This window comes from Variovorax atrisoli 110B (genome assembly GCF_000382045.1).
GTDB classification, from domain to species: domain Bacteria; phylum Pseudomonadota; class Gammaproteobacteria; order Burkholderiales; family Burkholderiaceae_C; genus Variovorax; species Variovorax atrisoli.
In genome coordinates this window covers 44,071-68,171 of record NZ_KB907468.1, presented here as the reverse complement: position 1 = coordinate 68,171, position 24,101 = coordinate 44,071, and the positions used below count along the sequence as shown (strand labels likewise).

The window sequence follows — 24,101 nt, the reverse complement described above, 5'->3', positions numbered from 1 at the left end:
ATTGAAACGTACCATGCAGCCTCTGCAAGTCGACCATCAAGCGCCGAGCCTGCCCACAGCGACAGTTCGACTGTTCGGGGGAAAAGCGCGTGGTCCCCATCTCAGGAATGCGATCTGCTGTCATGAAATCTGTGGATATAGAAGACATTGCCCCGCTGCAAGTGCGAGTGCAGGGATCGGAAGAGTCCGCTCAAGCGACCCACAAGAAAAGGGCGCTCATCGCCGCCATCATCGGCAACGCGCTGGAGTGGTACGACTTCATCGTCTACGGGTTTCTGGCGGTTTTCATTGCCAAGCAGTTCTTCCCAGCCGGCGATGACGCAGCAGCACTCCTTTCGACCTTCGCGACATTCGCCCTCTCCTTCGTCGTGAGGCCTCTCGGTGGTGTGTTGATCGGTCTGTATGCCGACCGCTTTGGGCGACGTCCTGCGCTGAGCTTCATCATGGCGTCGATGACCGTGTCGATGCTCATCATGGTCTTCGTCCCTTCCTACGCTTCCATCGGGGTGACGGCCACCGTGTTGATGGTCATCGCGCGCATACTCCAGGCGCTCTCTGCGGGCGGCGAGTTCGCCAGCGCCGCGACCTACCTTCTGGAGTCCGTTCCGGCAAAGAAACGAGGCCTCTACAGTGGCCTCTACAGCAGCGGCCCGTTGCTTGCAACCGTCATGGCAGCGCTTGTCGGACTGCTCATGACGCAGGTGATGTCACCGGAATCCAGAGACAGCTGGGGATGGCGCGTTCCCTTCGCATTTGGCCTGCTGATTGCACCGGTCGGCTACTACATCAGGAGATACCTGCCGGAATCAGAAGTGTTCGAAAGAAACGCTGGCGACCGGGGAACCATGGAGATGCTTCGAGTCGTTCTCAGAGAGCACCGCCGTGCACTCATGGTCGCGCTGTCTCTGGCGGCGATCGGCACGTCGGTTCAATACGTTCTTCTTGTGTATGCGCCCACCTACGCCGTGCGCGAACTCAGGCTGCCGGCCGATGTTCCGTTTCTGGCCCTGTTGGTCTGTGGCGCCATCGGGACGGTCCTCACACCGCTGCTGGGAATGGTTGCTGACAGGCTGGGCGCGAAAAGGCAGTTGTACATCAGCCTTGCCGTACTGATCGTGATGATCGTACCGCTCTATATCTGGATGACCTCCGGGCCAACGACGGCGAAGTTCATCATCTGCTCGGCTATCTTCACCACTGTGACGTCGGCCTCCAATGCGGTCTATCCAAAGTTAATGGCCTATCTCTTTCCGCCTGAACTTCGCTCCACAGGCATGGCGATCTCATACAACTTGAGCGCAACCATCTTTGGGGGGTTCTCCTTGTATGCGATCACCGTCATGCTGAATGCGTTCCGAACCCCTCTCGTGCCTGCCTTCTACGTGGTTGCTGTGACGGCCGTGTTCTGGATCTTTCTGGTTGTGCTGCATCGACCCGGCTCGGACTTCAAGGTCTGAGGATCAGCGTGGGCAGGACACCGATGCCCCATCCCTTCACCTCCCAAAGAAAAATCATGCCCAATTCATCCAGCGCAATGAAACCTGCTGCTTCGGACCAAGCGCGAGAACTGTATTCCCGCCTGCTCGTGTGCGACATGACGTCACCCTTCTGCGCTCCCGCGGACCAGCGGCTCAAGGACGCATTCGTTTCACGGCTCATTGACGAGGGCTTTACCTTCGTGTCCTTCACGCTGGTGGCCGACAACAGCGACACGATCGGTGCGATCCAGGCCATCGCGGCGTACCGGAAGTTCTTCCTTGACCAAAGCGATCTCTGCTTGCTCGTCAACACGGTGGACGACATCCATCGGGCCAGGAACGAGCGCAAGCTTGCCGTGGGCTTTCACTTTCAAGGATCTGTTCCGGTCGGTCGGGACCTTTCGATGGTGGAAGTCTTCTACAAGCTCGGGATCCGCCACATGCTGCTGGCTTACAACCAGAAGAACTTCGTGGCGGATGGATGCCACGAACTGGGTGAGGGTGGGCTCAGCCGATTCGGGCGAACGTTGATCACTGAGATGAACCGAGTCGGGATGCTGGTGGACGTTGCCCATGCCGGCTATCGCTCGTGCATGGAGGCCATTGAGTACTCCGATCGCCCGGTGATCTGCAGCCACGGCAACATATGGAACATCCACCAACATCCGCGTTGCTACCGAGACGATCAGATCAAGGCTGTGGCAGCCAGCGGCGGCGTGTTCGGGCTGACGGGCCTTTCGATCTTCACCGGAGACGATGACGCGTCGCCTTCGAAGTTCGCCGAACAGATCGACTACATCGCTCAGTTGGTCGGGCCTGAACATGTCGGTCTGGGACTTGACTACATCGTCGATTTGCCTGCGATCACAGCCGACGCTGCGGCCCACGCAGACAAGCTGCCGCCAGAGGGCGGCTACACGCGCAGCGATATGAAGCAGGTGGAGTTGGACGCCATGCCGGAAGTGGTGGATGCGCTCTTGAGCAAGGGCTATTCCGACTCGGATATTGGTCTGGTCATGGGCGAAAACTGGCTGCGTGTGATGAAGCAGGTCTGGAAGGCGCCGATGTAGGGTTCATTGGCGGAAAAGGGAAACGCCCGGATGCGCCACATACAGCGGCTGCGCGGAGCGCGAAAAGCAGTCCCTGTGCGCGATCGCAATGAAGTACTGGAATGGACCCGGCTCCATCCAAAGCGACTCCGGGGCAGATCCCGCAAACGGTAAGAGTCATACGGTCCGCCGGTGTCCAGGCGCCCAGAGGCTGTTGAGCCTTCTTGGGATGGGTGCTTTCCCGACTCCGGATCTTTCCACCGATCAACGATTCCGCCACGAGTCGTCGCGTCGAAAGACAGGCGCGATGGTCGTTGCTTTCTCATTTCACACCTTGTTCAGGAGAAAAAAGATGAGCTCTCGGTCGTCAAAGAAACCGTCTTCGCATTCCCTGTTCCTCAAGTTCAGAACTCTCCAGAAGATCCAGTGCCCGTCGCCTTGCCGCAAGGTCTGGATGTTGCTGGCCTTCGTCGCTGTCGTGGGCGGATGTGGTGGTTCTGGTTCAACGCCAGGCTACGCGCTGCCCGTTGCTTCAGAGCCGTCCTCCCCAGAAGGCCGAGCGCCTCAAGTCGAGCTTCTGTCGTCGCGCCGGGATACGGTCAGCGGAGGCGATGTCATCATTGCGGTGAGCAATGATCCGGCTTCTGCATCCGCTTCGGCGACGGATCTGAAAGTCAGCCTCAATGGCGTTGATGTCAGCTCGTCGCTGGAGCATGACCCGTCAGGCAACCGCCTCGTCGGTCGTATTGCAGGCCTTCATTTGGGGGAGAACACGATTTCTGCGCGGGGCAAGTCTGGACCTGCAACGTCGCTGACGGTCAAGAACCATTCCTCATCCGGCCCCATCATCTCAGGTCCCCACCAAGTCCCTTGGATTTGCGAAACCGAGAGCTCCGGGCTCGGCGCAGCATCGGATGCAAGCTGTACCGTTTCGAGTCGATTGGACTGGTACTACGTCACCACCTCCAACGCCTTCAAACCGCTGACCAGCGTGGGTGCTCCGTATCCCGCAGATCTTGCTACGACAGAGACCATCGATGGAAACAAGGTGAACTTCATAGTGCGGGTCGAATCGGGCACGATCGATCAATCGATATACCGAATCGCCATCCTCGATGACCCCGCCCATCCGATCTCAAATCCGTGGACGAAAGACGGCAAAAGGCCCGGTGCGGGCTGGAATGGAAAACTCAATCTCGTGTATGGCGGAGGATGCTCCCCTGGTTATCGATCCGGTTCGAACACCTTGCCGGACGCTCTCGCCATGCTGCCTCTTAGCGTGGATAACGCCATAGACCCGCTAGGTCTTGGCTTCGCCGTTGCATTCGCTTCGCGCATGGCGATGGACAACGGTTGTGATCCCGTGATGGCCGCGGAAAATTCGATGATGCTCAAAGAGCACTTCATCAAGTCATACGGAATGCCAAGATTCACTGTCGGGACAGGGCCCTCCGGCGGCGCGATGATTCAGCACTTCATCGCCCAAAACTATCCTGGTGTACTTGACGCGATCACGCCCGGCCTGTCTTTTCCCGATACGCCGTCGGTCATACTCGACGTTGTCGACTGCGCTCTGCTTAATCGATATTTCGATGAGATGGGATCGGACGCCTGGCCTGTGTCATTGCAGGCCAAGGTGGCCGGCTATCCGGTGAGTGGCACATCGACCACTTGCCGCAGCTGGGATGCTGCGGGTCACGCTTTTGTGACGCCCACGCAAGGCTTCTCGCCGGTCGTACCGCCGACGGCAATCTACGATCCACTTACCAACCCTACCGGCGTGCGCGGCGGATACGTGGACGGATTGGTCAACGTCTTCGGGGTGGATGCAGCCACAGGCTTTGCCCGCTCAATCTATGACAACGTCGGCGTGCAATACGGGTTTCAGGCGCTGAACAGCGGGGCCATTACCGTCGAACAGTTCCTCGATCTCAACAGGCGAGTCGGCGGGTTCGATGTGAATGGAGCCTATACAAGCGTTCGGGCGACCGCGAACATTCGAGGGGTGGAGAACGCCTACAAGTCAGGACTCGTGAACGCGGGCGAGGGCATCGTTTTGCCTGTCATCGATACGCGCCTCTATACCGAGGGCCTGAATACGCACACGAGGGTTCGCACCTTTGCAACTCGTTCCAGGCTGCAGGCCGCACACGGAACCGATGCCAATCACGTGAGTTGGTTGTCCGCGAGCACGGGAGGGTATCAGGGGGTGGTCAATCTCACGAAGATGGCGCTCGTGGCTCAGAACGAATGGCTTGAAAGAATCGCCTCAGATACGTCGACAGACGATTTTGCGAGAAAGGTCATCAGAAACAAGCCTTCTTCGCTTGTCGATACCTGCTGGGATGTGAGCGGAGTTGCCCATGCAGAGCCCGCGACCCTGGATCCCGGTGGTGTCTGCAATACCCTCTTTCCGATCTATTCGACGCCTCGGATTGCGGCGGGCGAGAGCGTTGCGCAAGACGTCATGAAATGCGTGCTCAAGTCACCCGAGGTTTCTGACTACGGGGTGGTCTTTTCATCGGTGCAGTGGGCCGAACTCCAGACCATTTTTCCGAAGGGTGTGTGCGACTGGACAAAGCCGAGCGTGGGAAGAGTTGCTGCTGTCCCATGGCAGCGGTATTGAAGCGGTCCGCGGAGGCTGCAACTACCGGCGTGTCAGGCGAAGACAAGATGGTCTGAGTTCCTGAGAACGTACAGCTTTTCACTAATTCGGGAACAGTTCGTGACTTCATTTGGGTGTGCGCAAGACGGAAGAACGTTGATAATTGCTAAGAACTTTCGTAGCCCACCTGGGCGCTCGCCTGGGCGGCGGTGACCTGGTGCTGACCATGAGCAGCCTTGCCGGATGCAGGCGGGTCGTCTTCCGCTACTGGATCGGCGACGTCGAGGTGATGTCCTTGAAGTGCGCGTGGAACGAGGTGGGACCATGCCCGCCTCATCGGAGAAGCACCTGAGACGCAGTGCCAGGAGATCCGGCGGCAGTTGCGCGACGCCTTCTATTGCGACAACTGAATGCAAGGGCATGGTGCTCGCGCAGACCTGCGTGGTAGTGCTGCAGATGCTGCAAGCTTTGCGCGGGGGCTTGAGCCGTCTCGCGCTCAGTCTGTGAACCCTAGGCCATCGGGACGCCGTGGGCCGCGGTGATCGCGAGCCATCGCAAGTTGCCCGCCTGACGTTTCTCTTTCGCAGGCCGGTCCAGCATGCCCGCTGACGGACGGGGATCCAAGCTCCATGGCAGAGGAGCCCTGACCGGATCTTCGGAAGGCGATCGGCCTCGCCGTCGAATGACGCTTCGGTGCGCACCGTCCATGTGCTTGAGTGACTCTCTCTGGAGTGTCAAGCCTGCGGCGCGACGGACTGTCCATCACCGCCTGACCTGGACTCGCCGCATAAGTCGTAACATAATAAGTTGCATGAAATTCGCCAGCCGTCTCCTCCACCGGCCTCCACGTGCTGCTGCACATGGCTGAGCCCCACGGCCCTGTCAGCGCCGGGACCCGGAGCCGCTGCCTGGGTTGCCGGCCCTTCGCGCGGGATTCTCGGTCCGGATGGCGACCTCCCTGGCGCGTTGATGCGAAGGCACGCCGCCCGCTCGGCGCCTGTCCGGCCGTGAGCGGGCCTGTGGGGCGGATCGTGCCCCTCACCGGGCACCCCGTTCGGTACCGCTGGCTTGGGGCGACGGCGCGATGGCGGTAGCCCAGGTCCTGCCCTTGCTGCCTTGGCCCCGGGACATCGCTTTCATTCGGGCGAAGGGTCGCCTTTGATGACGCCGTTCTCCGATCCAGCGGCCGTATCAGGCTATGCACAGAGAACAGCGAGGATCGTGCCGGGTCTGCGGGATCTGCACAGGATGGCAGCCGTGCTGCTGGCCGAACGCGCGACTGGCGACGCGCGCATCCTGGTGCTCGGCGCCGGCGGTGGGCTGGAGCTGAAGGCTCTGGGCGACATGCAGCCGGGCTGGCACTTCGACGGCGTCGATCCTTCGTCGGAGATGCTCGAGCTCGCCCGCACGACGCTCGGCCCGATGGCGGACCGTGTGCGCTGGCACGAAGGCTATATCGACGACGCTCCGGCGGGTCCGTTCGATGGCGCGACCTGCCTGCTGACGCTGCACTTCCTGCCACCGGCCGAGCGCCTGAAGACGTTGGCGGAGCTGCATATGCGGCTCAGGCCCGGCGCATCCCTGGTCGTCGCGCATCACAGTTTCCCTATGGAGGATCCGTTCGGGGACAGATGGCTCGCGCGCAATGCGGCGTTCGCTGCTGCTTCGGGCGTCCCTGGGGTCCAGGCGAAAGCCAGCATCGCAGCGATCAAGGAGCGGCTGCCCGTGCTGTCGCCCGAGCAGGACGTCGATCTGCTTCGCGCGGCGGGATTCGCGGACATCGAACTTTTCTATGGCGCGTTCACCTTCAAGGGCTGGGTCGCTCACCGACCCTGAGGGACCGCGTCCGCGCGGCCTCATGGGCGATCGGTAAGGGGCGCGCGCAAGCCACGAAGGCGACTTTCCTGGGCTGGCCTGCCGCGACCGGCCGTGTCGCAGGCGCGGATCGCGGCTTGTGCGGCATGGCCGTGGCCGACACGCAGAGACTGACCCTGCCTCGATTTCACGTACTGCAAGAAGTTGCCAACGTCGGCGATACGGAGAATCGAGATGAGAGAAGGCAAGCGGCCCACGAGGCAGCACACGCAAGAATCAAGGCTGAGGCTGTGAGGCTGGCCGCATCGGGGTGGGCATGATGCTGATTTCCATGAAATCCTGCCCCCGGGGGAGTGCGCGCGAAAACTTGGACTACCTGGAGGTAGTTCATGTATTCCTACGAAGATCGGATTCGAGCGGTCGAGCTTTACATCAAGCTGGGCAGACGCGTCAGACCGACCATCCGGCAGCTTGGTTATCCAACCAAGAATTCTCTGAAGGGCTGGTACAACGAGTACCAGCAGAAGCTCGACTTGCCAGCGGGTTATGCGGGGCGGCCAGCCAAGTTCTCGAAGGAACAGAAGGCGGCAGCGATCGAGCCTACCTCACTCACGACCGCTGCATTGCGGCCACCATGAGGTCATTGGGCTACCCCTGCAGAGGGACGCTCACTGCGTGGGTTCGGGAGGCCCTTCCTGATGCCGGAAGGCCTGTCGTCGGCAGTACGGGGCGACGAAGGCATTCCGGGGAGCTGATGCAAGCGGGAGTCATGGCGCTTTGCACCCGCGAGGAAAGTGGCCAGGCTATCGCCGACAAGTTCGGCGTGTGCCGGCCAACCCTGTACATATATGGACTCCCGGTTTGAAACAAGCCGCCAGGCGGCGCTGATCGTGAACTGATCTGCATACGAGTCGATTGCGTACATATATCCGGCGTCACGACGAAGTCGGCGCCTCGATGGAATCCGCGCACCCAGGCCTCATCAACTGGCAGGCCTGAACAGGGCCGGCGTACAACTCAGGTTCCCTGGATGCCGGATCGACCGATATGCCATCAATGAACTGCAGCGCACTTGACAGAACTTGATCAGACTGCGGGGCGATAGTCCTCCTTCTTGGCCAGCAAGACCCAGATCACTCGGGCCATCTTGTTGGCAATCGCGACGATCGCTTTGGGCGCCCCTCGTTGTGCGGCGAGCTCCAACGCCCATGCATGCTTGGCATCGGTCTTCTTGGGAGCGGTTCTGAGAACAGCTCGAGCGCCGTGCACAAGCAAGGTTCGCAGGTACTTGTCTCCGCGTTTGGTGATACCCATGAGTTGTTGCCGGTCGCCGCTGGAATGCTGGCGGGGGACCAAGCCCAGCCAAGCCGCGAAGTGCCTGCCATTCTTGAACTCATGAGGATCCCCAACGGCAGCAACAAACGCGGTGGCGGTCTTGGGGCCGACGCCTTCAATATGGGCAATGCGCTGGCAGGCCTCGTTGCTTTGGAAGACTGCATCGATATGGCGATCAAACGCCTTGATGCGCGCGTCAAGTGCGCTGAGCTCGTCCATGAGCTCAACGAGCATCGTTCGCAGGATAGGCGTCAGCGGGTTGTTCAAGTCCTGCGCGATCCCCGGAACCTCTCTGCGCACTCGGGTCAGGGCTTTGGCGAACACGATGCCGCGCTCGGCCAGGATGCCTCGGATCTGACAGACCAGTGCCGTGCGTTCGCTGACCAGCCGTGATCGAACTCGATGCAGACCCTGTATGTCTTGTTGCTCAATAGTCTTTATCGGAACGAACCGCATGCTGGGGCGCTGCATGGCTTCGCAGATTGCCTCTGCATCATTTCCATCGTTCTTGCTGCCCTTAACGAAGGGGCGAACAAACTGGGGGCTGATCAGGCGAACCTCGTGCCCGAAGCGCATGAATTGGCGTGCCCAATGGTGAGCTGAAGCACATGCCTCCATCGCGATTACACACGGAGCCAGGTTGACAACGAATTCACTGAGTTGGGCCCGCATCAGTCGTCGCCGGAACAACATCGAACCGTCGGAAGCGGCTCCGTGAAGCTGAAAGACGTTCTTGGCTATGTCAATCGCAAGGAAGCGGCAAGCGGTCATGGCGATCTCCTTCGAAGAAGGTTGGGGTTCTCAGTCCAGGGCACATCGTGCGCGCCGGCACGCAGGGAGTCCATCCCATTAACTGGAAGAACCAACTTCTGGGACGTGAGGCATCCGCATCCATGAAACGCACCAATCCATCTCCGTCCTCACAAGAGCGCGACGAACTCGAGCGCCAGGTTGAGTCGCTGCGCCGCGAAGTCAGGCAACTGCGGCTCGAGCAGGACCTCTTGAAAAAGGCCAACGAACTGTTAAGAAAAGGCCTGGGCGTCGACCTGCAGCTCCTGTCCAACCGGGAGAAGACACTGCTGATTGACGCCCTCAGGGAGCACTATGGCCTGCCAGAGCTCCTTATACAGTTGGATCTTGCGCGTAGCTCATACATCTATCGCCGGGCCCGTGCAGCGGTGGGCGATAAGTACCTGCAGGTGCGGCAGTCCATCACCGACATCTTTGAGTCGAACCACCGCTGCTATGGCTACCGCAGGCTGCAGGCTTCGCTCACGAGGCAGGACGTCAAGATCTCCGAGAAAGTCGTGCAGCGGTTGATGAAGCAGCAAAGCCTGGTGGTTCCAAAGCCCAGGAAGCGCAGGTATGCGTTATACCTTGGCGAACTCAGCCCAGCGCCGGAGAACCTCATCAACCGCGACTTCCAGGCCGCGGTCCCCAACGAGAAGTGGCTCACGGATATCACGGAGTTCCAGATCCCGGCTGGCAAGGTGTACCTCTCGCCCATCATCGACTGCTTCGACGGAATGGTCGTCAGCTGGACCACGGGGACCAATCCGGACGCGGAGTTGGTCAACACGATGCTGGACGCAGCCATCGAGACAGTGGCCGAGACGAATGATCGGCCTGTGGTCCACTCCGATCGGGGCGGCCATTACCGTTGGCCAGGTTGGCTATCAAGAATGAGCGACGCGAAGTTAACCCGCTCGATGTCTCGCAAGGCATGCTCACCCGATAACGCAGCTTGCGAAGGCTTCTTCGGTCGGCTGAAGAACGAGCTGTTCTATCCTCGGAATTGGAACAACGCCACCATCGAGCAGTTCGTTGAGGCGCTCGACGCGTACATCCGCTGGTACAACGAAAAGCGGATCAAGATCTCGCTCGGCTCCCTCAGCCCAATCGAATACCGGGTGAGCCTTGGACTTGCGGCATAAAACCAGTCCAAGTTTTTATCCGCACCCCCCAAATCAACAGTTACCCTCAGCAGCCACCGGCCGCGCGATTTCCGCAGAATCGAGGAGGCTGCCGAGAAGTACGAGGAGATCGTCGAGTGCTACAACGTCAGCGGCGGCTACGACTACCTGCTGAAGATCGTGGCGCCCAGCGTCGGCCATTTCCAGGCGCTGATGGAGAAGATGCTGAAAGACGACATCGGCATCGAGCGCTTCGCCAGCCGGATCGTCCTGCGCCAGTCGCTGAACCGGCGCGGATATCCGCTGCGCATCATCGCGCACCAGAAGCGGTGAAAGTGGCGCTGGTGTGGTCGCGGCGATCTGACCTGCTCGGGTCAGCCGGGAAAGTTCGGGTCGTCAAGGTGTTTGGTGAGGCACGCTCACACGCTGCCTTCCTGTACGCCAATCGCAGGTCGAGCCGGATGAAGGCGCTGGTGCACGACGTGATCGGCGTGTGGCCTGCTGCTCGCGGAATGCCTACGCACCGCGCTCGAAGAACGCCTGGTATTCGTTCTCCGGCACGAAAAGGCCGCCCGTTGTCCAGATCAGGTGTGTCGCCTTCGGAAGACTTCCAGTGAGTCCGGTACGTGCGAGGTACGCATTTCCAGGACCGGATGAAGTCAGCCATAGAGGGCCTTCAAAAGCAGCTGTAGCCGAAGGCTCGACACGGATCCCCTGCGTGATCGCCGCAGCGTGCAAGTTCTTGAAGAGCGCTTCGTCTTCCACCGTGAAAACGCCCCCAATTCCTGATCTCATCACTTCCACTGCGCGTGCTGACGCGCGCGGCACGGCGAGACCGTCAGCTTCCGTGGCGTTGTCCAGGCCGATGTCGTAGACGCTCGGGTTCGAGCCGCTTTCGTCGAGCAGCGAGAGAAGAAAGCAGGGCGAGGCCGTTGGCTCTGCAAAGAAGCAATGCACATGCGGGCCGAATACATGGGAAAGACCGAACGCAATCCCCCCCGGTGCTCCCCCGACGCCACAGGGAAGATAGACAAAAAGCGGGTGGTCTGCGTCGATCTGAATCCCAAGTTCACTCAGCTGAGTCCGGAGCTCGCTCGCGGCGGTGCTGTAGCCCATGAACAAAGAGAGCGATCCCTCGTCATCGACAAAATGACAATTGGGATCGGCCGCGGCCGCCGTACGGCCAGCCTCTACAGCGGCGCCATAGTCGCCTTCGTGCTCTACGACTTGAACACCTCGCTTGCGCAGTCGATCCTTCTTCCAGCGCTTTGCATCCGCAGACATGTGAACAGTGGCCCCCAGGCCCAAGGCCGATGCGATCACACCAATGCTGAGGCCGAGGTTGCCCGTGGAACCAACTGCGACCTGATACTTGCCGAGCGTCTCGCGAATCGTCTCTAACGAAAGGTCGCCAATGCCGGCGAGGGTTCCTGCTGAACTTTTTAGCAACTGCTTCTCAGCGAATTCCAGCACCTCGTGAATGCCGCCTCGGGCCTTGATGGAGCCCGCGACGGGCAGCGCATGGTCCGCCTTGATGAGTACGCGTCCTGATTCCAAGGGGATGCCCAAGTGGCTTTGAAGAGCCGGAACCGGAAGTACGGCGGACTCAATTGCACCGCGCGTGTCCCGCAACTCCGGAAACATGTCCGTCAGAACGCGACTGAACCTTCGGAATCGGTCTTCTGCTGCGCGTACGTCTTCACAGCCAATTGGCCGGTCATCCCAAGTACTTCCCATGCGTCCGTCTTCTGATCGGGCAGGGTTCGTCCAGAACACTGGCTTGCGCGTTCGAATGTTTTCGGCCAATTCAGAATCGCGCTGCTTGTCATTGAATTTCATGATTGCTTGAACGGCTCCAGGTCCTGAAGAGGAAGGCTTATTTGTCGTGGCGACTTGCTAGAACCCATCATCCTCAAAGTGGTGATGGTGAAGGTGGAGTCGAGCAATCTACTCACTCTCAACCCAACCACATCGCTGCCGCCTTGGCAGCGAGCATCACGACGGGAATGTTGGGGTTGGCGGAGATGAGGTTTGGCATGACCGATGCATCCGCCACGTTCAGTCCATAGATGCCCCGGACACTCAGGTCTGGGTTGAGAACAGAGTCCGTTTCGTCCTTGCCCATCTTGCAGGTGCACGCAGGATGATATTGTTGGAACGCATGAGACCGGATGTATGCGTCGACCTCGGCGTTATTCCGGAAAGGACGATCGGGCATAAGGGGGTTGCCTCGGAACGGAGAGAGTTCCGCTGACTCGAGCATTGCTTGAGCGCGCATCACGCCTTCCCGCAAGGTTTCAATGTCTCTCGGCTCGGACAGCGAGTTGTAGACGATGCGAGGCCGCTCGGTCGGATCTGTGGAACGAAGCAGGATTTCACCTCTGCTTTGCTGGCTCAGCAAATTCATCTTCACGCTGAGCGTGTCTTGATAGGGGCGCTTCAGCCCTGGGAACCAGACGTCGGCATAGGGCGGAGGTGTCTGCAGGTAGTACTGCAAGTCAGGCTGCGGCAAAGTCGAGTTTGATTTTGCGAAACCGAGTATGACGCCTGGCAGACGCGAAGCGGGGCCGCTGCGAAGCGCCAGCCCCCGAAACATGCTGAAGACCGCCTGGTCAAGTCTGAGCGTCTGATGAAACGTCCCGGGCTTCTTCCGCTCCCACATGACTTCGACACCCAGATGGTCTTCGAGGCCTTGCCCCACAGGAAGGTTCACCAAGGGTGAAATTCCCATCGAGCGCAGGTGCGCTGCAGGTCCGATGCCCGAGAGCATCAGAAGGTGTGGCGTATTGATCGCTCCCAGGCTCAGCACAACCCGGCCGGCGCGCGCCGCTTGTTTTTGGCCCTTGGTAACGTATTCGACGCCGACTGCCCTCGTTTTGTCGAAGAGGATCTTTGTCGCCATCGATTCGACTTGGACGGTCAGGTTGGGGCGCCGCAGTGCAGGGTGAAGAAACTCCCGCGCGGCCGAAGAGCGGCGCCCGTTTCTGATGGAGTACTGCACCGCACCAAAGCCTTCGGGGTGAGATGCGTTGTAGTCGTCAGTCCTATCGTAGCCGAGGGCACGAAGCGCATCGAACCATGCGGCGAAGACGGGATCATCAAGTCGTCCCTGTTGAGCGCCGATCTCTCCGACGCCGCCCCGGGTGGCGCTCTCCCCGCGCTCCCAAGCCTCGCATTCCTTGAAGAAGGGGGCAACGTCCTCGAATCCCCAGCCATCAGCGCCAGCCGTGACCCAGCGTTCGTAGTCGCGCGGATGGCCGCGTGTATGCGCCATGTAGTTGATCGATGAGCCTCCCCCGATCACCTTGCCGTGGAGCACTTCATTGATACGACCGTTCAGACCTTCGTCGGGGTCTGAGGTGTCCACCCATCGGTACTGCTTCTTGGCGGTCATCGGTTTGATGCCGACGGGAAGGCCGATCATGGGATCCTTATCCCATCCGCCGGCCTCCAGAAGCAGGACGCGCACGCTGGGGTCTCTAGACAGTCGATTTGCAAGCACACAGCCGGCGGAGCCAGCACCCACGATGACGAAGTCGAACGTTTGATTCATGACTCTTTCCGATTCGAGACCATTCGGTAGAGCTGTTGCCGTGCAGAAGGCGCAGCATGCCAAGAGCGGCCGCTCGAGTTCCTTCGAGACATCGGCGCGTGCCCCGCGCATAGCCGCCCCTGATTGCACAGCAGAGCCGCCTAAAAGCTGTTGTTAGTCTACTATTAAAAATCCGAAACTGGATCGGCGGCGGCGGTGCGTGAGGGGCGATGCGCAGAGAAGTATGGGGAATTCCCTATTGGAGGCCCATTGCATCACCATCGGCAAGAGGCTATTATTAGATTAACAACGGATTTATGATGCGATAGCGTGCGCTGTGGCGGAACCCGCGCACTACTTTGGAGTATTGCTATGGCGAATGCTGGAGTCGGCGCGATCATGCAGGTTGCTTACCTGGTGGAGGACATCGACAAGGCCATGGCGCGCTGGGCCGCCATGGGCGTAGGGCCCTTCTTTGTCGGCCGGCATCTGAAGTACGCGGTGCAAACGCATCGCGGCGAAGACATCTCCGCCGACATCAGCGCTGCGTTCGCATACGTCGGAGATCTCCAGATCGAACTCATGCAGCAGCACAACGATGCGCCTTCCTCGCTCACGGAGTTCAAGTCGGTACATGGCTTTGGATCGCATCACCTCGGCATCCTGTCGAAAGACATCGACGCAGATGCGGCTGCACTCGTCGAACGCGGTTTGAAGCCGATCAGTCGTTGGGTTTCAGCAATCGGTGTCGAAACGAGATTCTTCGAGGCGGAGTTGGATGGAGGCAGCGTCATCGAGTTGATCCAGTCCTCGCCGGCTGTGGAAGACGGTTTCGCCCAGATGAAAGCTGCCAGTGCGGCCTGGGATCGCTCAGGGCCCGCGTACTTCGAATTCTGAGACATCGGACTCTGCGCGACTTATCGGATTCGGCAACTTACCTTGGAGCAGAGATGGAATTGAAAATTGGTGATACCGCCTACCCCTCATTGAAAGGAAAGGTCTCGGATGACGAGTGGGAAATCAGAGTCCAAACCGCGGCGCTCTTTCGTCTCATTCCGTTGATGGGATGGGATGATCTTTCGATGCAGTTGATCTCTGCGCGGGTGGGCGAGCACTATCTCGTCGGCCCCAACGGCCTATTGTTCGAAGAGGTTACGGCGTCGAGCCTGGTGAAGATCACAGTCGATGAGCGGTTGGTTTCCGAAACGCCTTTTGGCGTTGTCCCTTGCTCTTGGTATCCCATGCGCGCGATGCACGAAGCTCGGCCCGATGCCAACTTCGTGATCCACACTCACGATGACATCATCGCCGCGGTGGCTTGCAATTCCCAGGGGCTTCTTCCTATCTCCCAGTCCGCTGCCTTCGCTCTCGCCGACGGGATCGGCTACCACGCCTACGAAGGGGTGGAGACTCATCCGGAATGCGCTGTTGGCCTGCAGGCCAGTCTGGGGTGGCACAACAACGCCTTGCTGTTGCGCAATCATGGGCTGATCACGATCGGCTACTTTGCAAAGCACGCCTTCCTTCGGCACTACAACATCCGCAAGGCTTGCAGGATCCAGATGATGGCGACGTCGACCAAGGGTGGCGAGCTCATTCAGTTTGGACCGCCGTTGCTGAAGATGTTCAAGGCCGAGCTGCAGCGCGTGGCCAACGGCGAGGGCACGAGTGATCCATGGGATGGCCTGGTGCGCAAGCTCGTGAAGCTGGACCCCAGTTTCATGGACTGAGGGCCGTCTTCCGAGGCTCGCTTCTGCGCCGAGGTGGTGATCGGAGGAGCGGGAAGATCGGCCGGCCTAGCACTCACTTCCCGTCGTTCACATCTCCTTGCCAAGGACTCCACCATGAAAAGCAAGCTCGTCGGCCTTGAGAAATGCGCGGTGCTGTATCTCGCGACCCTCGGCTGGTTGCCCAACTACCTGCTTCCCTACGATGTGATGACGGCGATGAAGCGTTTCAGCCTGACCGAAGATCATGTCGGCTGGCTTGCTTCCGCCCAGCTGCTGGTCTTATCGCTCACAGCGCTATTGATGAGCAGGTGGATCTCTCGGCTAAGCAAAAGAACATGGTCGATGGGGGCCTGTTTCCTGGGCTTTGGGGCCACGGCAGCCATGATCTTTGCTCATGACCTGTATATCTACGCGGCACTGAAGATCGTTTTCGGCGTCGCTGCCGGCGTTCTCGTGGCGTGTGTCTACGGCCTCGCCTCGTACTACGAGCATCCGGAGAAATGGTTCGCACAAGCTGCGATCGTGATCGCCGTGGTTTACGGTATTGCCATGTATGTCGCGCCTCTCCTTATCGGAAGGTACGGGCCCACGGGCGCGGAGATCGTTCAACTCGCGATGATGGCATTGGGGCTTGTTCTCTCGCCGAAGATGCCTGCAGCCAGCCTGTCTTGGACCACGAACATGACTCAGAAGTCCAGGACGCGAAGCATCGGCATCGTTTGGATGTTGGCCGCAGTGTTTGCCCTGTTCATTTCCCAGTCCGTGACCATCAGTTTTGCAGGGCCGTCGAGTCACTCTTTGATGATCGACGATGAGAAGCTCGGCCTGACCTTCACGATCGCGGCGTTGATTCAGATTCCTGCCGCTGTTCTCACGAACTGGATGGGTAATCGCGCGGGAGCATTCAAGCCGATCTATTGGGGGCTTGCGATCCTCATCGGCACCGCTCTGGGAATGTACGAGGGCTGGAGCCGCTGGGGCTTCTTTGTTGCTCTGAGTCTTATCAATGCGGGTGTGGTCATTGCCAATCCCTACCTCCTGAGCGTTCTTGCCGAACTGGACGAAACGGGAGAAAGCGCCGCCTTGGCGGGATCCATCACAAATTTCGGCTTGGCAGTGGGCCCGGCACTCGCCAGTGTCGTGTTCGGATTCGGTGGCGTGCGGCCGGTGGGTTGGACGGCGGCCGGCCTCCTCGTGTTGGCCATCCTCATGGTGTTGGCCGCTTCCCGCTCGATCACGCAGTATGGTCGCACGCCCCCGTTTGCCGAGCGGGCCTAACCTCACCAGCTCCGGGTGATGTGGAGCGACGGTGAGGCGGCCGTGGCGTGTGCTTACAGCTGGCTTGGCTGCAAACCTGCGGCTGCGTTTTGAGCGGCTTGCGTTCCATCAGTGGCGGCCATCGACATCAGCGTTTTCGTCCAACAGGCTCTTTTGCGTGGCCGTGCTGTTCGCCGCAATCCGGAAACGTCCAGCGCGTGGACGCCGCGATGTGGTTGGGGGGGCTTGGTCAATGCTCGCATCGCTTGAGGGCGAGCCCGTGATTCCTCATGAGGCTCGCTAACCCACGGGTCGCGCAATTGCGCTTTCGCGCGAAGTGCCGATAGTTTTGCACGGCCGAGCAGCCTGCTGTCTCGCCTGCGGTCGATTCGCGAAGCCTCTCTGTTCACTCGGGCAGTTCCGTTTAGTAACGGGTTTTAAGCAGCTTGCCATCTCTATCGCGAGCTTGGCGCTAAATGCTCGGGTATCTTGGTGTTGAGCAGATTTGTGGCCTCCTTGGTGCAGCCCGCACTAGGAATGTGCGTCCTCAACTCCGAGGCGTACCTGCTGGGAATGACTGACGTACGCAGTGAGGTTAACCCTATTGTCTTGATTAGGGGCAAATAGAAAAATCGGCATTAGTCAGATATATGGCCGGATACGCGACATCGGGTTCGCCGGAGGATGGCGGGCATGACTCCTGCTTACGGAGCTTGTCCGTCTACAAAACCGTTGTTAGTCAAGTATCTGGCTGACAAGCGATCCATGCAAGCAGCGGTTGGTGCGAACCGCAGAGAACGTCAACTTACCAACTGGAGATATCTCATGAGGTCCAAATCCATTCTTCCTTCTCGCACCGCGAGGGTCGCCAGGCTATCAGGAGCCATGATGTTGACCCTTGTCTTCACGGGTGTGGCGACCATGGCGGACGCCCAGAGCGGTGACGCAGGCAAGCTCGGCTCGGAGCTCACGCCCCTCGGGGCGGAAAGGGCGGGCACCGCCAGCGGAATCCCTGAATGGACGCCGCCCGGTGCCGTGGGTCAAGGTTGGACCTTCGGCACATTGCGCTCCGACTTCTTCAAATACAAGTCGGACAAGCCTCTCTACACCATCGATGCCACCAATGTCGACAAGTATGCGGACAAGCTGAACGCAGGCCAGGTGGCCCTGATCAAGTCCACGAAGGGCTACAGCATGGATGTCTATCCCAGCCGCCGTACATGCGGGGCGCCGGGTGTCGTGGCGGAAAACACAAAGAAGAACGTCGGCTTCGCGAAGTTGAATCCGGATGGCCTGAGTCTCTCGGATGCATTCGTTCCCGGCATTCCATTTCCGATGCCGAAGAGCGGGGCGGAGGTGATGATCAACGCAAAGATGCACTACCGCGGCGCGGGCATCGAGATGGTGAACCAGATCGTGTATGTTTCTCCTCGCAAAGGCAGCAGCGAGTGGATCAAGGTGACTGCCGACAGCTTCACCTACATGCCATGGGCGGACAAGAACAGTACGACCTTCGCCAAGGCCGAGCAGATCGAGTCGTACTACACCATGAGCTATCAGTCGCCGACGGCGTTGGCGGGCCAGGGCGCCGTGTTCGTGGCGCCGTCCAACAAAGCTTCGGAAACCTTCTACTATTTTCCTGGGCAGCGACGCACGCGCCGGATGCCGGCCTATGCTTACGACGCCCCTCAGATCGGCTACGAGAATCAGTACAACATCGATGAAGCCTATGTGTTCAACGGCGCACTAGACCGCTTCGACTGGAAGCTCGTTGGAAAGAAGGAAATGGTGATTCCATACAACGCCTTCGGTCCATACGACTTCAAGGCCAAGGCCGACGACGTGTTGAAGCCGGACTTCATCTCCCCCACGCATCGTCGGTACGAGATGCACCGCGTCTGGGTTGTGGAGGCCACCGTCAAACCAGGATTACGCCACTCCGCGCCGAAGCGGGAGTTCTACATCGACGAGGACAGCTGGACCTTCGTGGGCGCAGTCGACTATGACGCGCAAGGCAAAGCCTGGAAGGTTCGAGAAGGGTTTGTCATTCCTGTCTACGAAACCGGGTCGTGCGACTCGGTAGCTTTCGTCCAGCACAACTTGGCGGAAGGCCGCTACCTCATTGACGGCGCCGCCCTCGCCAACGGCACCGACATGAAATGGGTCGTCGACGGCACGGGCAACGCCCGGTTGAAGCCTGACTATTACTCTGCCGAGAGTCTGCGCGCGCGCAGTGAGCGGTGATTCGAGCGGAGTAAAAGCAATGAACAACATCATCCTTCGCACCTCGATCCGCTCGACGCGAGTCGTTCGCTATCAGTTGGCGGCGTTTGCCCTGGCAACGGGTGCCGCGCAGGCGGCAACCTTCAAAAACGCCGACGGATCCATCCAGGGCAGCTTTGATTCGACCGTCTCGATCGGAACCGGGATCCGGACCGAATCCCCGAGCAACTCTCTGGTCTCTCCCGCGTACGACAGCACGACCTTCGCGCGCACGGGCGGAGGCATCATGGGGCAATTCAGCGGGCTGAGCGACCAGGGGAACATCAACTACAAGGAGGGCAGGCCGTTCACAACGTACCTCAAGGGCACCCATGAGCTTTTGCTCAAGATGCCTTCGGAGGGCTTGTCTTTCATGGCGCGTGCCGCATGGGCCCGAGATTTCTCCGCGACCCACACGACGGGCGCGGTGAGCGGTCAGGACTTTGTGTCTGCTGTGCCGCCCAACATCCAGGATGGTCTCTCCGCAGATGCGCGCAGAGACCTGCGGTTCAAGGCGCGCCTCCTTGACTTCTGGGTCAGCAAGACCTTCGACGTGGCGGGGCAGCAGATCCGGGTTCGTGCAGGCAACCAAGTCATCAGTTGGGGCGAGAGTCTCTACGAGATCGGTGGCATCAATGCCACCAACGCAATCGACGTCAACCGGGCCGCTCAGCCAGGGGCGCAGGTCAAAGAGTTCGTGCTGCCAGCCCCCATGGTAAGCGTCGCTGCTGGCCTGGGTGGGGGGGTGAACGTGGAGGGCTATGTGCAGGTGGGCTGGAACAAGAGCTACTTGCCGCCTGTGGGCAGCTACTTCTCAACCTCCGTCGTCGGCGTCGGAAGCAACGCCTACGGCGTGACGACCACCCGGGCAAAAGATTCCGGTCAATGGGGACTCGCGCTGCGCTACCAGCCAAAAGGGACCGATCTCAATCTCGGCGCCTACGTGATGAACTATCACGACAAACTGCCCCAGACATCTCTGAGTCCTGAAGGCGCGACCATCTATCGCTACCCGGAGAATCGCCGCATGTTCGGCCTGAGTGCGAACTTTCCGGTGGGAGACTGGGCCATCGGCACCGAGCTGTCGTACCGGCCGAAAGATGCGGTGCCTCTGAATCCCGCAAGCGGGTGTGTGGCCCAGGGGGGGAAATGCTGGGCGGATACCGAGCGCTATCAGTGGCACCTGACATCGCTGCTCGCACTTCAGCCCGGCAACGCCGGCCCGATTCTCAGCCTTCTCAAGGCGGACACCGCCACGCTGACGACCGAGACGGTGGTCATCGGCTATCCGAATCTCAAGTCCAGCTACGCAGGCTCTCCGATTGCATCGGGAGGGCTGCTGTGGGGCAATGAACTGAACGATGTGGTTCAGACCGGTGCTCTGGTCACCCCCGGCTCGTCCGTAGGTACCAAGTACTCGGGCGGGATCAACGTGGATTTCAACTGGGTGTACGACGGCTCCCTGATCAAGGGTTGGCAGGTCAATCCGGGTATCTACGTTCGAAGAGGCCTGTTCGGTCGAACCCCCGGGATTTCTTCCCAGTTCATGAAGGGTGTCACAGCGGTGAACTACTACGTTAACTTCATTCAGAATCCCGCGACCTGGCAGGTCAGCGCCAACTACACGCGCTTCATGGGCGGCCGCACCTTGCTCGACAACCCCGTACGCGATCGTGATTTCTTCGGCATCGTTGTGTCCCGCAACTTCTAGGTCCGATGTGAAAGAGACAAGTGCAATGGCTCCCGGCGGAGCCTCCGCGTCGCAGCGGTTCCTTGCAAGGATCGAAGCCATCCTGTTCGCTCGCCGCCGCGCCGTCCTGATCGGACTGGCCGTCTTTACAGTAATCATGGGCTTCTTCGCCCTCAAGTTGAGGATGGATGCGGGCTTTGAGAAGCAGTTGCCGGTGGGACATGAATATGTCCAAACCTTCAACACCTACCGCAACGACTTCCTGGGAGCGAACCGCCTGACCATTGTGGTCAAGGCAAGAGCGGGATCCATCTGGACGCCCGAAGGGCTGAAGAAGCTCAGCGACGTCACTCAGGCTCTCACGTTCTTGCCGTACGTCTCTCGAGCCAGCGTGCAATCGCTGTGGACGCCAAATTCGTTCGTCAACGAGATTACCGAGGACGGGTTCCGGGCCGACCCTATCATTCCAGGTACCGTCACGCCGGATCGTCTTGATGCCGGTGCCGTCGAGGCGATCAAACGGTCGGCCGCCCAGGGCGGCTACGTCGGCAGCCTCTTGTCGCGCGACCAGACCAGCGCGATGATTACCGCCGACCTCAACGAGTTCGATGCCCAAGGCCAGCGGATCGACTATGTTTCATTCGGCCGTCTGCTTGAATCCGAGCTTCGCTCCAAGTTCGAAGATCGGAACTATGAGATCCAGATCATCGGCTTCGCCAAGCAGATCGGTGACATCGCAGAGGGAGCGTCATCTGTCCTTGAGTTTTGCGGGTTGGCTCTCCTTCTGACCGCGGCAGCGGTGTACTGGTACTGCCGCTCGATGAAGCTCACACTGCTGCCGATCGCATGTTCACTGACCTCTCTGGTCTGGCAGTTTGCGACGCTGCATCTTCTGGGCTATGGCCTCGACCCACTCGGCGTCCTAGTGCCGTTCCTCGTGTTTGCGATCGGCGTATCGCACGGTGTTCAGCAGATCAACTTCATCGTTCGCGAGATATCGCAAGGCAAGACAACCGAACAGGCGGCGAGGTCAAGTTTTCGAGGCTTGCTCGTACCTGGGACGCTCGCGCTGGTGACGGCATTCGTATCATTCATCACGCTGCTAATGGTCCCCATTCCGATGGTGCGCGAACTCGCGGTGACGGCATCGCTTGGCGTCGCCTACAAGATCATCACGAACTTGGTGATGCTGCCCGTCGCCGCATCCCTGGTTCAGGTAGACCAGGCGTATGCCGCTGGAGCTGAACGCAAGGGCGCGGAGCGGGCCCGCTGGCTTCGGTTTATCACCCGCGTGGCCGAGCCTCGGGTTGCCCTGGTGGTTCTGCTCTCGGCCGCGGTCGTTCTCGTGGCCTCAGCCTGGCAGAGCAGGGACCGCGTCATAGGAACGCTGCAAGCGGGCGCACCGGAACTGCGCCCGGACGCACGCTTCAATCGTGATGCGCAATCGATCGGCGCGAGCTACGACGTCGGGTTGGACTGGCTCAGCGTCGCTTTCGAAGCCCCGCCGGATTCTTGCGACAACGTCGCCATCGGGGCTTATCAGGAACGGTTTGCCTGGTGGATGCAGCCGGTGCCGGGTGTCCTCTCGGTCGTTTCGTTTTCTTCCCTTCTGCGGCAATACAACGAGGGATACAACGAAGGGAACCCGAAGATGTCCGTGGTGCCGATCGATTCCGGTAACTACTCTGCACTCGCTGTAGAGATAAGCCGGATTCCCGGAACCATGCGCAAGGACTGCAGCATGACCGCGGCTCACATCTACTTGGCCGACCACAAAGCGACCACTATCAATGGAGTCATCGCAGCGGTAAAGAATTTCCGCGCGAGATACCCGATGGATGGCGTAAAGATCCGTCTCGCGTCCGGCAATGCAGGGGTGTTGGCGGCGATCAATGACGAGATCGAGCACAGCGAACTGCCGATGATGCTGTATGTCTACGCGACGATCGTGTTGCTCGTGTTCGCTGCCTATCGGGATCTTCGTGCGGTACTCGCGTGCTGCCTTCCTCTGACGATCGGCACCTTTATCGGCTACTGGTTCATGAAGGAGCTCGATATCGGATTGACCGTCGCGACGCTCCCCGTGATGGTGCTGGCCGTCGGTATAGGCGTGGATTACGCGTTCTATATCTACAACCGCCTGCAGTTGCATCTTGCGAAAGGACTCGGAATCGTCGAAGCGTTCGAGCACGCAATTCTGGAGGTCGGTACTGCCACGATCTTCACCGCGATCACCTTGGCTGTTGGTGTCGTGACGTGGTCGTTCTCTTCTCTGAAGTTCCAGGCCGACATGGGCAAACTGCTGGCTTTCATGTTCATCGTCAACATGGTGATGGCGATCACGGTGCTGCCGGCGTTTGCAGTCTGGCTGGAACGGATTTTTCCCCGACGCAGGCCCGTGCGCACGGTTGGAGCGCCGGCACATTGAGCAAAGAGTCAGATATGAAATGTATTTTGCGTGCCGCTGCAGCAATCAGCCTTGCGACCGGCGTTGTGGTGGTGCAAGCTACCGAGACTCCCGCACTCCGCCCTGTGGCGGCGGTGCAGACGCCGATCGCCACCCAGGCGATGATGCTGGGGGCCGCCTGGAGCGGAAAGCGTGCCGTGTCGGTCGGTGCCAACGGCGTTGTGCTCCTGTCCGATGATCAGGGATCTACCTTTCGCCAGGCGCACCAGGTACCGGTCAGCTCGACGCTCACCAGCGTGAGCTTTGTCGACGCGGCTCACGGCTGGGCTGTGGGTCACTGGGGCGTTGTGCTCTCCAGCGGCGACGGCGGCGAGAACTGGAAGATCCAGAGGCTCTCGACCGACGAAGATCGGCCCCTTTTCGCCGTCCACTTCTTTGACTCCACGCATGGCGTTGCTGTCGGCTTGTGGTCTCTCGTGCTGACAACGGACGACGGGGGCGAGACGTGGGCGCCCCAGAACATCGCGCCGCCCCCGGGAGGCAAGAAAGCCGATCTGAATCTACTCGGCCTGTTTGCGGACAAGCAGGGGGCCATCTATGCAACTGCAGAGCGAGGCCAAGTCCTGCGGTCGTCCGACCAGGGGCATACGTGGACTTACCTTGATACCGGCTACAAAGGGTCGCTTTGGGCAGGCGCTGCGCTGTCTGACGGCACGTTGCTCGTGGGAGGCCAGCGCGGCACCTTGCTGCGCCGCAATGAAACCACGCAACAGTGGCAGTCGATCGATCTTCAAAGCAAAAGCTCGGTGACTGCCATATCGGTCCATGGCGACGACGTCCTGGTTGTTGGCCTCGATGGCTTGGAAGCTCAGAGCCGCGACGGTGGACGGACGTTCTCGGTCGCTATTCGCCCGTCGGGCGATTCGCTGACTGCGGCTTTGGCCAGCGATGAGCGGCGGTGGATCCTGCTTTCGAAGCGTGGTGTCGTGGGAGACGCGAAGTAGATGTGCCCGAAAGCCAGACCCAAC

The 24,101-nt window shown here is 59.8% G+C and carries 14 protein-coding genes and 3 pseudogenes; 14 read left to right on the top strand and 3 right to left on the bottom strand.

Annotated features, from left to right (window positions below; translation table 11 throughout):
• Positions 1-122 precede the first annotated feature (122 nt).
• From G369_RS36680 to G369_RS38345, 5 genes and pseudogenes are all read left to right on the top strand, one after another.
• Positions 123-1,457 carry an MFS transporter gene (locus G369_RS36680; protein ID WP_019658179.1) on the top strand — a complete coding sequence of 445 codons (1,335 nt, stop codon included), beginning with the start codon at positions 123-125 and terminating at the stop codon, positions 1,455-1,457.
• 56 nt (positions 1,458-1,513) lie between these two features.
• A complete protein-coding gene (locus G369_RS0132070; RefSeq protein WP_244164416.1) occupies positions 1,514-2,548 on the top strand; it encodes a dipeptidase in 1,035 nt (344 codons plus the stop codon).
• Between the two features lie 331 nt (positions 2,549-2,879).
• Positions 2,880-5,153 (top strand): DUF6351 family protein, encoded by a 2,274-nt coding sequence (locus G369_RS38860; protein ID WP_157773841.1) that lies wholly within the window; start codon positions 2,880-2,882, stop codon positions 5,151-5,153.
• Positions 5,154-6,293: 1,140 nt separating this feature from the next.
• On the top strand, positions 6,294-6,968 hold the full coding sequence (locus G369_RS0132055; RefSeq protein WP_026346818.1) for a class I SAM-dependent methyltransferase: 675 nt from the start codon (positions 6,294-6,296) through the stop codon (positions 6,966-6,968).
• A 368-nt stretch (positions 6,969-7,336) separates the two neighbouring features.
• Positions 7,337-7,791 (top strand): annotated as a pseudogene (locus G369_RS38345) (transposase); the annotation flags it as partial.
• 242 nt (positions 7,792-8,033) lie between these two features.
• Here G369_RS38345 and G369_RS0132050 read toward each other — a convergent pair.
• Positions 8,034-9,053 carry an IS110 family RNA-guided transposase gene (locus tag G369_RS0132050; RefSeq protein WP_019658174.1) on the bottom strand — a complete coding sequence of 340 codons (1,020 nt, stop codon included), beginning with the start codon at positions 9,051-9,053 and terminating at the stop codon, positions 8,034-8,036.
• 80 nt (positions 9,054-9,133) lie between these two features.
• Between G369_RS0132050 and G369_RS36670 the strand changes: the two are divergent.
• A pseudogene (locus G369_RS36670) lies at positions 9,134-10,216 on the top strand (IS3 family transposase); the annotation flags it as partial.
• 48 nt (positions 10,217-10,264) lie between these two features.
• A pseudogene (locus G369_RS37385) lies at positions 10,265-10,528 on the top strand (Lrp/AsnC ligand binding domain-containing protein); the annotation flags it as partial.
• 183 nt (positions 10,529-10,711) lie between these two features.
• Here the strand turns inward: G369_RS37385 and dsdA are convergent.
• Both dsdA and G369_RS0132030 read right to left on the bottom strand, forming a co-directional pair.
• Positions 10,712-12,034 carry a D-serine ammonia-lyase gene (gene dsdA / locus G369_RS0132035; protein WP_026346817.1) on the bottom strand — a complete coding sequence of 441 codons (1,323 nt, stop codon included), beginning with the start codon at positions 12,032-12,034 and terminating at the stop codon, positions 10,712-10,714.
• 118 nt (positions 12,035-12,152) lie between these two features.
• A complete protein-coding gene (locus G369_RS0132030) occupies positions 12,153-13,748 on the bottom strand; it encodes a GMC family oxidoreductase (protein WP_020723411.1) in 1,596 nt (531 codons plus the stop codon).
• A gap of 351 nt (positions 13,749-14,099) precedes the next feature.
• Here G369_RS0132030 and G369_RS0132025 point away from each other — a divergent pair, with 351 nt between their 5' ends.
• The 7 genes from G369_RS0132025 (at position 14,100) to G369_RS0131995 (ending at position 24,077) form a co-directional block, all read left to right on the top strand.
• Complete coding sequence (locus tag G369_RS0132025) at positions 14,100-14,624, top strand: VOC family protein (RefSeq protein ID WP_019658169.1); 525 nt, start codon at positions 14,100-14,102, stop codon at positions 14,622-14,624.
• A gap of 53 nt (positions 14,625-14,677) precedes the next feature.
• Positions 14,678-15,457 carry a class II aldolase/adducin family protein gene (locus G369_RS0132020; RefSeq protein ID WP_019658168.1) on the top strand — a complete coding sequence of 260 codons (780 nt, stop codon included), beginning with the start codon at positions 14,678-14,680 and terminating at the stop codon, positions 15,455-15,457.
• A 114-nt stretch (positions 15,458-15,571) separates the two neighbouring features.
• Positions 15,572-16,735, top strand: a complete 1,164-nt coding sequence (locus G369_RS0132015) for an MFS transporter (RefSeq protein WP_019658167.1) — start codon at positions 15,572-15,574, stop codon at positions 16,733-16,735.
• 867 nt (positions 16,736-17,602) lie between these two features.
• A complete protein-coding gene (locus tag G369_RS0132010; RefSeq protein WP_020723409.1) occupies positions 17,603-18,958 on the top strand; it encodes a DUF1329 domain-containing protein in 1,356 nt (451 codons plus the stop codon).
• 19 nt (positions 18,959-18,977) lie between these two features.
• Positions 18,978-20,687: a DUF1302 domain-containing protein gene (locus G369_RS0132005; RefSeq protein WP_019658165.1), complete on the top strand. Its 1,710-nt coding sequence runs from the start codon at positions 18,978-18,980 to the stop codon at positions 20,685-20,687.
• 25 nt (positions 20,688-20,712) lie between these two features.
• Positions 20,713-23,094 carry an efflux RND transporter permease subunit gene (locus G369_RS0132000; protein WP_019658164.1) on the top strand — a complete coding sequence of 794 codons (2,382 nt, stop codon included), beginning with the start codon at positions 20,713-20,715 and terminating at the stop codon, positions 23,092-23,094.
• Between the two features lie 14 nt (positions 23,095-23,108).
• On the top strand, positions 23,109-24,077 hold the full coding sequence (locus G369_RS0131995; RefSeq protein WP_020723408.1) for a WD40/YVTN/BNR-like repeat-containing protein: 969 nt from the start codon (positions 23,109-23,111) through the stop codon (positions 24,075-24,077).
• Positions 24,078-24,101: the final 24 nt, after the last annotated feature.

What these genes read in the sequence shown, in the direction of transcription:
- G369_RS36680 (WP_019658179.1), top strand. Translation starts at nt 123, where the DNA reads ATGAAATCTGTGGATATAGAAGACATTGCCCCGCTGCAAGTGCGAGTG.
- G369_RS0132070 (WP_244164416.1), top strand. Translation starts at nt 1,514, where the DNA reads ATGCCCAATTCATCCAGCGCAATGAAACCTGCTGCTTCGGACCAAGCG.
- G369_RS38860 (WP_157773841.1), top strand. Translation starts at nt 2,880, where the DNA reads ATGAGCTCTCGGTCGTCAAAGAAACCGTCTTCGCATTCCCTGTTCCTC.
- G369_RS0132055 (WP_026346818.1), top strand. Translation starts at nt 6,294, where the DNA reads ATGACGCCGTTCTCCGATCCAGCGGCCGTATCAGGCTATGCACAGAGA.
- G369_RS0132050 (WP_019658174.1), bottom strand. Translation starts at nt 9,053, where the DNA reads ATGACCGCTTGCCGCTTCCTTGCGATTGACATAGCCAAGAACGTCTTT.
- dsdA (WP_026346817.1), bottom strand. Translation starts at nt 12,034, where the DNA reads ATGAAATTCAATGACAAGCAGCGCGATTCTGAATTGGCCGAAAACATT.
- G369_RS0132030 (WP_020723411.1), bottom strand. Translation starts at nt 13,748, where the DNA reads ATGAATCAAACGTTCGACTTCGTCATCGTGGGTGCTGGCTCCGCCGGC.
- G369_RS0132025 (WP_019658169.1), top strand. Translation starts at nt 14,100, where the DNA reads ATGGCGAATGCTGGAGTCGGCGCGATCATGCAGGTTGCTTACCTGGTG.
- G369_RS0132020 (WP_019658168.1), top strand. Translation starts at nt 14,678, where the DNA reads ATGGAATTGAAAATTGGTGATACCGCCTACCCCTCATTGAAAGGAAAG.
- G369_RS0132015 (WP_019658167.1), top strand. Translation starts at nt 15,572, where the DNA reads ATGAAAAGCAAGCTCGTCGGCCTTGAGAAATGCGCGGTGCTGTATCTC.
- G369_RS0132010 (WP_020723409.1), top strand. Translation starts at nt 17,603, where the DNA reads ATGTTGACCCTTGTCTTCACGGGTGTGGCGACCATGGCGGACGCCCAG.
- G369_RS0132005 (WP_019658165.1), top strand. Translation starts at nt 18,978, where the DNA reads ATGAACAACATCATCCTTCGCACCTCGATCCGCTCGACGCGAGTCGTT.
- G369_RS0132000 (WP_019658164.1), top strand. Translation starts at nt 20,713, where the DNA reads ATGGCTCCCGGCGGAGCCTCCGCGTCGCAGCGGTTCCTTGCAAGGATC.
- G369_RS0131995 (WP_020723408.1), top strand. Translation starts at nt 23,109, where the DNA reads ATGAAATGTATTTTGCGTGCCGCTGCAGCAATCAGCCTTGCGACCGGC.